9 protein-coding genes are annotated in these 13009 nt (G+C 34.1%); 4 read left to right on the top strand and 5 right to left on the bottom strand.

The features are described from left to right. Positions 1-11 precede the first annotated feature (11 nt). From P8K68_RS06655 to P8K68_RS06640, 4 genes are all read left to right on the top strand, one after another. Complete coding sequence (locus tag P8K68_RS06655) at positions 12-1478, top strand: magnesium chelatase (protein WP_300248912.1); 1467 nt, start codon at positions 12-14, stop codon at positions 1476-1478. A gap of 304 nt (positions 1479-1782) precedes the next feature. Beyond that, positions 1783-3867: an HAD-IIB family hydrolase gene (locus P8K68_RS06650; RefSeq protein ID WP_300248911.1), complete on the top strand. Its 2085-nt coding sequence runs from the start codon at positions 1783-1785 to the stop codon at positions 3865-3867. 6 nt (positions 3868-3873) lie between these two features. Further along, positions 3874-5154 (top strand): glycosyltransferase, encoded by a 1281-nt coding sequence (locus P8K68_RS06645; protein ID WP_300248910.1) that lies wholly within the window; start codon positions 3874-3876, stop codon positions 5152-5154. Positions 5155-5201: 47 nt separating this feature from the next. Next, entirely contained in the window at positions 5202-6083 is an 882-nt protein-coding gene (locus tag P8K68_RS06640) for a carbohydrate kinase (RefSeq protein ID WP_300248909.1), read from the top strand. A gap of 7 nt (positions 6084-6090) precedes the next feature. Here the strand turns inward: P8K68_RS06640 and P8K68_RS06635 are convergent, their stop codons facing one another. From P8K68_RS06635 to P8K68_RS06615, 5 genes are all read right to left on the bottom strand, one after another. Further along, positions 6091-6681 carry a YdeI/OmpD-associated family protein gene (locus P8K68_RS06635; protein ID WP_300248908.1) on the bottom strand — a complete coding sequence of 197 codons (591 nt, stop codon included), beginning with the start codon at positions 6679-6681 and terminating at the stop codon, positions 6091-6093. 3 nt (positions 6682-6684) lie between these two features. Next, positions 6685-8331 (bottom strand): M1 family metallopeptidase, encoded by a 1647-nt coding sequence (locus P8K68_RS06630; RefSeq protein ID WP_300248907.1) that lies wholly within the window; start codon positions 8329-8331, stop codon positions 6685-6687. 53 nt (positions 8332-8384) lie between these two features. After that, positions 8385-9719 carry a M28 family metallopeptidase gene (locus P8K68_RS06625; RefSeq protein WP_300248906.1) on the bottom strand — a complete coding sequence of 445 codons (1335 nt, stop codon included), beginning with the start codon at positions 9717-9719 and terminating at the stop codon, positions 8385-8387. Between the two features lie 105 nt (positions 9720-9824). Then, the gene (locus P8K68_RS06620) at positions 9825-11627 is read right to left on the bottom strand and encodes an acyl-CoA dehydrogenase family protein (protein WP_300248905.1); all 1803 of its coding nucleotides are present in this window, start codon (positions 11625-11627) and stop codon (positions 9825-9827) included. A 186-nt stretch (positions 11628-11813) separates the two neighbouring features. Further along, positions 11814-13007 carry an acetyl-CoA C-acyltransferase gene (locus P8K68_RS06615; RefSeq protein ID WP_300248904.1) on the bottom strand — a complete coding sequence of 398 codons (1194 nt, stop codon included), beginning with the start codon at positions 13005-13007 and terminating at the stop codon, positions 11814-11816. Positions 13008-13009 lie beyond the last annotated feature (2 nt).

Raw genomic sequence — 13009 nt, 5'->3', positions numbered from 1 at the left:
GCAAAAAAAATATGAAAGTAGAAAATATTAAAACTTTAGGTGAACTAAAAGAGGTAGATTACAAAAGCAAATCCATTAAAGATGAATTGCGTGATAACCTTATTAAAAAAATAAAAAATAAAGAAACCACTTTTGAAGGTGTACATGGTTATGAAAACACTGTGATTCCAGAGTTAGAACGCGCTATTTTATCACGACATAATATTAATTTGTTAGGATTACGAGGGCAAGCAAAAACGCGTTTAGCACGGTTAATGTTGAATTTATTGGATGAATACATTCCAGTTGTTGAAGGTTCTGAAATTAACGACGACCCGTTTCAACCTATTTCTAGATATGCCTTAGAATTAATTAATGATAAAGGTGATGACACTCCAATTTCTTGGATACATAGAAGTGAACGTTTTGCTGAAAAACTAGCAACACCAGATGTTACGGTTGCTGATATTATTGGAGATGTAGACCCCATTAAAGCGGCTAATTTGAAATTGAGTTATGCTGATGATCGTGTGATTCATTACGGCATGATTCCAAGAGCGAATCGCTGTATTTTTGTAATTAACGAATTGCCAGACTTGCAAGCTAGAATTCAGGTTGCACTGTTTAATATTTTACAAGAAGGCGATATTCAAATTCGAGGTTTTAAGTTGAGGTTGCCTTTAGATATTCAGTTTTTATTTACTGCAAATCCAGAGGATTATACTAACAGAGGAAGTATAGTAACACCATTAAAAGATAGAATTGGTTCTCAAATTCTAACACATTATCCTGAGGATATTGAAACGGCTAGAAGAATCACAGAACAAGAAGCAAAGTTAGTTGAAAGCCAAAAAGCATCTGTAATAGTACCCGATTTAGCCAGAGATTTATTAGAGCAAATTGTTTTTGAAGCGCGTGAAAGTGAGTTTATTGATGCTAAAAGTGGCGTAAGTGCGCGTTTAAGTATTTCTGCCTTAGAAAATTTATTAAGCACTGCTGAGCGACGTGCATTGATAAGTGGAGATGCCTTAACAACACTAAGGTTATCTGATTTTGTAGGGATTGTTCCTGCCATAACAGGAAAGGTTGAGTTGGTTTATGAAGGCGAACAAGAAGGCGCCGCAGTTGTCGCTTATAATTTAATAGGAGAAGCTGTTAAAAAATTATTTGAAGAGTTCTTCCCAAAGATTGGGAAACTACAAAAGCAAGAAGAAGAAGGACCTTATGATGATGTAATATCGTGGTTTTTTAATCAGAAAGACGGGTTTGAACTATTAGATGATTTACGAGATAAAGAATATAAAACCTTGTTAGATGCTATTTTGCCTTTAGATGATTTATTGGCAGAATTCCAACCCAATTTAGAAAAAATGGATAGTTATTTTGTTAAAGAGTTTGTACTTTGGGCATTAGTAGAATATAAACAATTAAGTAAACATAGATTTACTGAAGGGATTCAATTTAAAGACCCTTATGGTAGTTTTATAAGTGGTATATAAATAAGTGTATATGTGAAAAAGGGAAGCTAGTAGCCTCCCTTTTTTTGTCAAATAATCATACATTATAAAAAAAAGTATTTTCTAAATAACACAAAAATTAACTAAAACATGTTTTTTGAAGATTATTAAATACCTAAAATATAAGCTAATATTTTCTGATTTCTTATTCTATTAGTTTCAATTTATCACATTGTAAATACCTCTAAGAATTGCGTTTTGTTTCTTGGATGTTAAATTTTAAACGCTTAATTTCTCGGTAATTCAGGCATTAATTCTGAAAAAAACCTTAAAATTATAATCGTTTATGAGCAAAACAAAGGACAGTATTCAATTAGATATAAAACTTCTTTCTTTCGACATTGACAACACCCTAATAGATTTTAATACCCATAAAAGTAGCTTCCCAAAAATATGGAAGACCTACAAACCAAATAATAATATTCAGCTTGCCTATAATACAGGACGCCTCATTGATGATGTTCTCAATTTGATAAATAAAGGCACATTGCCAAAACCAGATTATATTATTTCTGGTGTGGGAACTCATATTTATGACTATAATAAAAAAGAGGTAGTAAAAGAGTTTAATGATGTATTAGAAGAGGGTTGGGATTTAAATTCCGTTGAAACTATTATACAAAATATAGACCACCCAATTAGTGATCAGCCCTCAAAATTTCAACATGCATACAAACGAAGTTACTTTTTCCATAATGCAACCGCTGAACTTATTGAAAGTATAGAAAAAGATTTTGCGGAAGCGAATATGCACATAAATGTGGTTTATTCTGGCGAGCAGTATCTTGATATTCTTCCTAAATGGGCAAATAAAGGCAACGCATTACAATGGCTATTAAAGAAACTTGATTTAAACCCAACCAACGCATTAGTTGCTGGAGATAGCGGAAATGATTCAGCTATGTTTGATATGGAAGATATAAAAGGTATCGTTGTAGCCAATGCACATGAAGAGTTATATAAATATACAAAATACCGTCAAATTTATCATGCTGAAGGTATATACGGGGATGGAGTTATTGAGGGACTTATTTATTATGGTATTTTACCCGAAGAAGCTCTAGTAGAAAACAATAAAGACCACACGGATGATTATATAATTCAACAAGAATTAAATAATATCGCAGAGGAAGATGAAGATGAAAAAATAGCGTTAATCCGCGAAGGCTATTATAAAGCTATTGAAGCATTAAAAAAGAATATTACACCGCTTGGTTTTTCAGCGTGTTCTATAAAAGATAATATACCCAATGGTACAGATGAAAACTACCATAGTGTTTGGGCAAGAGATGGGGCTATAACCGTTATTGGGTCATTGCCACTTATTCATGATGAGGAAATTCATAAATGCCAACGACAAACATTAGTAACCTTGTTTGACCACATTTCTCGTAACGGACAAATTCCTTCAAATGTTCGTATTAAAGACAATGTAGCAGATTATTCAGGAGTGGGAGGAATTTGCTCAATAGATAGTGGTATTTGGGTTGTTATTGCATTTTATGAGTATGTTAATGTAACCAAGGATATTAAATTTCTTCGTCAATATATTTCAGACATAAAAGAAACCATGCGATGGCTAGGGGCTCATGATAGTAATAATGATGCTTTATTAGAAATACCAGAAGCTGGAGATTGGACCGATTTATTCGGGGGAAGTTATAATATTCTTTATGATGAAATATTATGGTATCGTGCCAATGTGAGTTTTGGTAGAATGTTGGAAATGCTTGGAAATTATGAAGAAGCTGGAGAATATATTAGATGGTCTCAAGTTATCAAAAAAGAGATTTTACAAAATTTTTGGCCCTCAACACAGCAAAAACTATTTCAATCCGTTTCGTTTGCAGAACGCCAATTTACGCTTGGTGATACACCTTATTTAATTGCGCAAACTACACCATTTGATTTTAGTTGGCGTTGTGATGTTTTTGGTAATGTTTTAGCATTTCTACACGGCGCTGTTGATGCCGAAAAAGCACACCAAACTTTTAAGTTTATGTTGGGTGTTGGTGTTAATGATCCTTTCCCAGTTTCAAATGTATATCCGGTGGTTACGCCAGGAGATCCAGATTGGAAACCTTATTATACGGTTAATTTATTGAATTTACCAAACCATTATCATAATGGTGGTATTTGGCCATTTGTAGGTGGCTTTTGGGTTAAGTTTATAAGTAAACTAGGGCTTAGAGATGTAGCCATATCAGAATTACACAAATTAGCTTTAATCAATAAAGAAGGTTTAACAGAGGAATGGGAATTTACAGAATGGGCTCACGGTATTACAGGAAAAGCTATGGGTAAAGCATATCAAGCATGGTCGGCAGCACAATATATTTCTGCTTGTCATGATTTAAAAATTATAAAATAGAAAACTATGAAGTCAATATTAATGATTTCTCTACATGGATATGTAGGGGCAGATGCAGAATTCGGAAAACCAGATACAGGTGGTCAAGTTGTTTATGTTTTAGAGCTCGCAGAGCGTTTTAGCAGACTTGGAAAAAAAGTTGATTTAGTAACTAGGCAATTCGAAAATCAGCCCGAGTATGATTACGTTAACGAAAATAATAGTGTGTGGCGTATTCCTTTTGGTGGTAAAAAATTCATCAGAAAAGAGGATATGCACGACCACTTAAAAAAGTTTGTTACTAATTGTTTAGCGGCCATTAAAAAAGAAGGTAAAAAATATGATGTTGTCTATTCTCATTATTGGGATGCAGGTTGGGCAGGTCAAAAAATAGCAGAAGAATTAGGTGTTTCGCATGTTCATACACCACATTCAGTAGGTTGGTGGAAACAGCATACCATGGGAAGTGATATGGATGAAAAGGACATGGAGAAAACCTATCGCTTTAAGGAGCGTATTCAGAAAGAATATTTTGTTTACCAAATGTGTAATCATGTTATTGCGACAACCTTACCTCAGGTTGATTTATTAACCAAACAGTATGATGTATTACCAAAAAACTGTTCTATGATTCCACCAGGGATTGATGAAAATCGATTTTTTCCGGTACCTTCAAAAGAAAATGATAGAATTCGTTCTAAATACGATATTCAACCAACAGATATTTTAACTTTAGGCAGAATGGCTCATAATAAAGGCTATGATCTTTTAATAAGAGCGTTACCAACCGTTTTTGAACTTTGTCCTGAAGCAAGATTAGTTGCTGCTATAGGTAGTGATCAATCCGATCAAGACGATCAGGGTGTTGCAAAACTTAAAGAATTAGCAACCGAACTAGGAGTTATGGATAAAATTAAATGGAAAAGTTATATTGCAGATGAAGATTTAGCGAATGTATATCGTTCTGCAAATATTTTTGTAATGCCTTCTAGGTATGAACCTTTTGGTATGGTAGCTATTGAAGCAATGGCTTGCGGAACACCAAGTGTGATAACCGTTCATGGTGGACTTTACGACTTAATTGATTTTGGAAATCAAGCTTTATTTGCAGACCCACACAGACCTACAGAATTTGGAGCTATGATGGCTATGCCTTTATTGTATCCTAAAATGCGTAATGAGCTTTCTGTAGAAGGTGCTCGTTTTGCAAGACGAAACTTTGGATGGACAGGAATAGCAAAACGTATGATAGAAGTTTTTAAAAGCTCTATAAACCAACGTACCATGGAATCTAATCTATTTTATTAATAAAACCTTGTGTTGATTATTTATCGATTTTCATTTAAATAGATTCTATGGCTAATATCGTTTGTTTTGGAGAAGTACTTTGGGACGTCTTTACTTCTCATAAAAAAATTGGAGGTGCACCGTTAAATGTCGCGTGGCGTCTAGCATCTTTTAAGCACTGCGTAACCATGATTAGTGCTATCGGAAGTGACGATAACGGTAAGGGTATAATTGATTTTTTAGAAAAAAAGAATCTTAACACCAATTGCATACAAAAGCTTGAAAACTATGCTACTGGCGAAGTTCATGTGACTTTAAATGATAAAGGATCTGCAAGTTATGACATTATGTATCCTAGGGCTTGGGACAAAATTGTTTTAACAGAGCCCTCTAAAGATGCTGTAAAATATTCAGATGCTTTTGTATTTGGTAGTTTAATTACTAGAGATGTTGTTTCTAGAGAAACACTTTTTGAACTGATAGAATTAGCAAGCTATAAAATATTCGACCTTAATTTAAGGCCGCCTTACTATTCTAAGGAAGTATTAATTTACCTCATGAACGTGTCAGATTTTATAAAATTTAATGATGATGAGCTCTATGAGGTAAGTGCATTTATGGGTTCAAAATACAATTCTTTAGAGCAGAATTTATATTTTATAAGTGAAAAAACAAATACAAAACATATATGTGTTACAAAAGGCGAACATGGCGCTGTGTTGCTATATAAAAACACACTTTTCTATAATAGTGGATATAAAATAAAAGTAGTTGATACTGTTGGTGCTGGAGATTCTTTTTTAGGGTCTCTAATTAGCCAACTATTAAATAATATAAACCCACAAAAAGCTATTGATTTTGCTTGTGGAGTGGGAGCTTTAGTAGCGCAGCAAGAAGGTGCTAATCCAAAAATAAATACTTCTGAGATTAATGCTTTTATAAACCCATAATGTTTTTTTATTTTTTATTGGATGATTTAGTATTTCTACTTTTAATATTATTAGCACATAATTCAATAATTTGAATGATGCGACTTTTTCTTGTCTCCTCACGTTTTGCACTGTGTAACCATGATAAGTAGCCTTTTCTATAGCCTCGTGCAAAATTTTGATAGTTTTTAAAAGCACTTTTATTTTTATCGAAAGCTTGTTGTAAATCAATTGGGATAACACCATTTTCAACATCATCCATGGCAGTCCAAGTTCCAGTTTGTTTAGCTAAATCAATCATTTTATAGCCTGCTTCATGCATCAATCCATTTGTAATTAAATCTTTAACATATTTTTTGTTTAAAGCACTCCAATTCCCTTTTGGGTTTCTTGGAGAAAAATATTGACACCTTTTCCCGTTTCCTAAACTTTGTACTTTAGAGTCTATCCATCCAAAACAAAGGGCAACTTTTACGGCCTCCTCCCATCGCATAGTTGGAATATTTAGTTCTAATTTGTAAAAAATAAGATAGACACCATTAGCTTTATTGTAATTGTTTAGTAACCAATCATACCAATCGGTATCGCGCTCAAAGTGAATTTCGGGATAATCTTCCAAAACTTACAGGGTTTTTGATTCTATATAAAAATCAGGATCAATTTCAAAAGTATTGATTTTAGAATCTGATGACATCGTGTTCCATTCAGCTTTAGGAAATAACCATTTTTCTTCGTTATTTATTTTAACTTGAATGGGCATATCGAAGTTTTCAACAATGTTTGTCCATCTATATTTTAAATCCTTCTTCTTAATTGAAAATTCTAAAGTTGGTATTTTAGTAGTTCTCAGATACTGATTAAAAAATGCAGTTAAGTCAATACCAGTTTCTTTAGATAGAAAACTTTCAATTTGTTGAGTAGTTACCGTTTGATGATAAAACTCAACGTTCATTTTACGCAAAATTTTTCGCCATTTTTCATCATCTTCAAGAAGTTGTCTTAGCGTATGAAGCATATTGGCGCCTTTATAGTACATATCTCCAGAACCTTCTTTGTTCACATTGTAAAATCCAATTATCGGTCTATCGTTTTGAATGTTTTTTCGAGTACCAATAACATATTCCGCTGAAGCTTCTTTCCCAAAGTGATAATCCAAATATAAATTTTCAGAATAGGCGGTAAATCCTTCATGAATCCACATATCTGCTACGTCTTTATATGTAATATTATTAGCAAACCACTCGTGTCCTGATTCATGAATAATAATGAAATCAAATTTTAGACCCCAACCAGTTCCTGACAAATCATTTCCTAGATACCCATTTTGATACCCATTACCATAAGTCACAGAGCTTTGGTGTTCCATGCCTAAATAAGGGACTTCAACAAGTTTAAAACTATCTCTATAAAATGGATATTGCCCAAACCAATGCTCAAAAGCTTTTATCATCATTGGCGCTTGTTTAAATTGCGCTTTGGCTTTTTCAAGATTGTAACTTAAAACATAGTAATCCATATCAAGATTCCCCGCCATTCCATCATAGACTTCAGAAAAATTTACATAATCTCCAATATTAATATTAACGCCATAATTATTTATAGGGTTTTTTACCACCCAAGTGTATGTTTTTGTATCACCTATTTGCTCGACGCGTCTTAACCTACCATTAGAAACATTGATTAATTTACTTGGTACGTTTACGCTAATTTGCATACTATCTACTTCGTCATACATGTGGTCTTTACATGGCCACCAAACACTAGCCCCCAACCCTTGACAAGATGAGGCTATAAAATGATTTCCGTTTTTATCTTTTTTCCAAGAAATACCACCGTCCCATGGTGCATTAGCTGCCTCTTTAGGGTGACCTTCATAATAGACTGTTAAATTATTGATGTCATCAATGTTTTGGTTTTCAAATAGTGATATGAAATGTGCATTACCATCATGTTTAATCTTTAATGCTTTTCCATTTTGAACAGCTTTTAGAAGTTTCATAGGCGATTGTAAATCAATTTGTAAGACAGAATCTTGTTCTAAAACCTTATATTGAATGGTGTTTTTGCCAGATATGAATTTATTATCTGGATCAACTTTTATATCTAAATGATAATAGGTTAAATCCCACCAAGCACGTTCAGGGGTAATACTTCCTCTTAATGTATCTTGCCTTGTGAAATTATTTTTTTCTAAAAGCAAACCTTGTGCATTTAAAAAAGCTAGCGGAGATAGTAAAACCACTATTAATAAGCTGTAACAATATTTCATTGACTAGTTTTATTTAAATTTAAGCAAAAATGTTATTAAGAGTACGTTCATATTTAATCCCTAAAAACGTTATTAGGAAACACAACAACACTTTCAAAACCATTCTCTCCAACTGAAGCTATTCCAAAAAAGTAATTATCAATAACAATACCATCTAATAAGAATTCTGAAACATCACCCACATAACGACTGTGATCCCAAGTTGGGGAGGTGGTTTCTCTCCAGTAAATTTTATAACCTTTTGCGCCATCAACTTTATTCCATTTAAATTTAACTGAAGGTTCTACAATACCCCCAATCGAAACACTTTTTGGGGCAGGAGGAGAGGACGCTAAACTTGCTAAATTAATAGCATTTACGGCAGTTAGTTTTTTTGCATATTCAAAATTGACATGCTCAATGACATCCCCATATTTAATACCATTTTCAACTCTAATGTCTTGATGCTGCTGTGTGTAATTTTCGTGTGCCTCCATTATTCTAATACCAGCGTACCCTAAGTCGTTAAAAGGACGATGATGACCGCCACGACCAAAACGGTCTAACCTGTAAACCATCATGGGATTCATTTCTGGCATGTATGTTTTAGTAGTTTTATAGATGTAACGTGCTAATTGCCTCGAAATACCATCTACTTCACCACCATAAAACCTGCGCATTTTTCTTTCTCTATCAGTTTCGGTTGGAGGAACAGGTTCAGAAAAAATTCTAAAGGTTCTATTGTCAATAATGCCATCAACCCCTTTAATATTTCCAATCATATCATTATTTAAAACACCAATAATATCCCAACTATTATCTTTAGCATATTTTGCTAATCCAGCGCCACCAAATAAACCTTGTTCTTCGCCAGATAAACCAACATAAACAATACTACTTTCAAATGTATATTTTGAAAGTACACGAGCTGCTTCAATAGTGCCTGCCATACCTGATGCATTATCGTTGGCTCCAGGAGCATCTGTTGTAAAATCCATAGTGTCACTTGCTCTAGAGTCAATATCACCGCTCATAATAATATAGCGGTTAGGGTATTTTGTGCCTTTTTGAATAGCAACTACATTAACAACCCAAGCATCATGAGGTACACGACTATTGCCTTGTTTTGAAACAAAATCTTTTTGGTAAAATACATTTAAGCAATTATCACAATTTTTCGAAATGGTTGAAAACTCAGATTTAATCCATCTTCTTGCAGCACCTATACCCCGTGTATTTGAAATGGTGTCACTAAATGTGTTTCTAGTTCCAAAATCTACAAGAGTTTGAACATCCTTTTGAATTCTATTTGCTGATATATCAGAAATAATATCGTATACCTGTGTGTTAGTTTGTGCAATAATAAAATGAACAGATAAAAGGAAAGCTGCAGAAATTAACGTTTTCATATTTAAAAATTTATCTAAAAATACTGAAATAAAAAACGCTTCGAAAATTAATTCGAAGCGTTTTTTAAAATTGAGTTAGTCACTCTATAAATTTTGTGTTTAAGATTAAAAACAATATTTATTTTCTTTAATTACTTTTTCAGCAATAATATGTCTTAATTCTATAATATTTGGCATGTTTACATATTTGATGTAACGCTTCAAGCCCATAAGCATCATTCGTTGTTCATCACCCGTAGAGAACGAAATTATAGAATGTTTTCCCGCAGTTTCAATAACATCAATAGCATGGAATAAGTTTAATTTTGCCATGGCTATTTGTTCTTTCACATTGTCTTCACCTTCTTTCTTTGCCATTTTTTCAGCACGAAGAATAGCAGATTCTGCTAAATATACTTGAATTAATATATCTGAAGCGGCTAACATAAGTTGTTGTTGCTCTTCAATTTTTTCTCCATATTTCTGAAGGGCAGCACCAGCTACCATTAAAAATAATTTTTTAAGGTTTTTAACAATACTTTTTTCTTCAGAAAATAACTCTGAAAAATCTGGTACTTCAAAAGAAGGAATTCCGGTAAGTTCTTTTGCTACATCTTGAGCAGGGCCTAATAAATCAACATGACCTTTCATGGCTTTTTTAATTAACATACCAATAGAAAGCATTCTGTTAATTTCATTAGTCCCTTCATAAATTCTTGCAATTCTAGCATCCCTCCAAGCAGATTCTATCGGTGTTTCTTCAGAGAAGCCCATACCACCATAAATTTGGATACCTTCATCAGAACATTTTTGAATAAATTCTGAAACAGCTACTTTTAGAATAGAACATTCAATGGCATATTCTTCAACACCTTTTAGTTCAGCTTCTTGATGTGTGTCTTTTTCGTTATTTTGACGAATAGTAATGCGGTCTTCAATATTTTTGGATGCACGATAAGTTGCAGCTTCACCAACCCAACAATTAGTAGCCATTTCTGCGATTTTTTGGCGAATAGCGCCAAAGCTTGAAATTGGAACTTTAAATTGAACCCTTTCATTGGCATAATTTACAGATTCTGAAATCACACGACGTTGTGCATCTAAACAAGCAGCGGCTAATTTTATTCTTCCTACATTAAGTGCATTCATGGCAATTTTAAAGCCATTTCCTCTTGTAGACAACATATTTTCAACAGGAACCACAGTGTCGTTAAAGAATACTTGTCGCGTAGAAGAGGCACGAATACCAAGCTTATGCTCTTCTTCACCCATGGTTATTCCGTTCGGATTTTCTGGGTCGTACTCAACGATAAAACCCGTGATGTTTTTATCATCTTCAATTCTAGCAAAAACAATCATCAAGCTGCAAAAACCAGCATTGGAAATCCACATTTTCTGACCGGTAATCTTATATGTTTTACCATCATCAGAAAGTACCGCTTTCGTTTTTCCAGAATTAGCGTCACTACCTGCACTAGGTTCAGTTAAACAATAAGAACCAAACCATTCGCCAGAAGCCAATTTAGGGACATACTTTTGTTTTTGTTCTTCATTACCGTATAAAGTAATAGGCATTGTTCCAATACCAGTATGTGCTCCAAAAGCTGTGCTAAAAGAACCCGTTGCACCAGAAATGAAATCACAAACTAAAACGGTATCGACAAAGCCCATACCCATGCCACCATACTCTTCAGGAACTGAAACACTTAAAAAACCTAAGTCTCCAGCTTGTCTCATGCACGACTCCGTTAAGGCATAATCTTTCTTTTCAAATTGTGCCTTTTTAGACCAAATTTCTCTGTCTACAAATTCGGTTACAGCTTCTTTCATCATAAGCTGATCTTCATTGAAATCTTCAGGTGTAAAAATATCTTCACAATCGATTTCTTTAACTAAGAATTGACCGCCACGTAAAATGTCTTTTTCCATAATAAGCCCCCTCTAACTCCCCCTAAAGGGGGAGATCTGTTACGGGGTGTTTTTTAAGTTATACTTTGTTTTTATCTTTTTACTTTTTAACTCTCTACGAAGGAGAGAAATCTATTGCGTGTTTGCACGGATATTTTTACTGGTTATGAGTTTTCCTTCCCTTTGGGGAGGTTAGGAGGGCCTCATTTAATTTAAAAATTCAAAGATGCCACATGCACCTTGTCCTGTACCTACACACATGGTAACTGCTCCATATTTACCTTTCATATCACGTTTACGCATTTCATCAAATAACTGTACAGAAAGTTTTGCTCCTGTACACCCCAGTGGATGACCAAGAGCAATGGCTCCTCCATTAACATTTATTATGTCTGGATTTAAATCTAACTCTCTAATTACTGCTAAAGATTGCGATGCAAATGCTTCATTCAATTCGATTAAATCTAAATCACTTTGTTTTAGACCAGCTAATTTTAATGCTTTTGGAATAGCCTTTACAGGACCTATTCCCATAATGCGCGGTTCAACACCTGCAGCTGCATAATTTACCATTCTTGCTACGGGTTCAAGATTTAACTCTTTAACCATATCTTCACTCATTACCATAACAAATGCTGCGCCATCACTCATTTGAGATGAGTTACCAGCAGTAACACTTCCGCCAGCGGCAAATACGGCTCTTAGTTTTGCTAAAGCTTCTTTACTGGTTCCGGCACGAGGGCCTTCATCCTTTGTAACTGTATACTTTTTTATTGCCTTTTTTCCGTTAGCATCTATATAAGTTTGTTCTACTTCAATAGGTACAATTTGATCTTGAAAACGATTTTCTGCTTGTGCTTTTAAAGCTTTCATATGAGAATTAAAAGCAAATTCGTCTTGGTCCTCACGAGATACTTTAAATTGGTTAGCGACTGCTTCGGCAGTATTTCCCATGCCCCAATAATAATCTTCGTGACCAGCTTTAACAATGGCATCATAATTTAATTCTGGTTTAAACCCTGTCATTGGTACGCTGCTCATGCTTTCTGCACCACCTGCGATAATACATTCTGCCATTCCAGCTTGGATTTTTGCAGTTGCCATAGCAATCGTTTCTACACCGGAAGAACAAAATCGATTAACGGTTACTCCAGGAACATCAATAACTTCTAGTCCCATTAAAGAGATTAATCGTGCCATATTTAGTCCTTGAGACCCTTCAGGCATCGCATTACCAACAATAACATCATCAATACGTTTTGGATCTAAATTGGGTAACTCTTTCATCATATATTTGATGGTTTCGGCTGCCAATTCATCTGTTCTTTTAAAACGGAACACGCCTTTTGGTGCCTTACCAACTGCGGTTCTATATGCTTTTACTATATATGCTGTTTTCATTT

Origin of the sequence: Algibacter sp., assembly GCF_029245835.1 — a bacterium.
Taxonomy (GTDB): domain Bacteria; phylum Bacteroidota; class Bacteroidia; order Flavobacteriales; family Flavobacteriaceae; genus Algibacter_B.
Note: the sequence above shows the minus strand (reverse complement) of the source record. Positions and strands in the feature narration are given on the sequence as shown.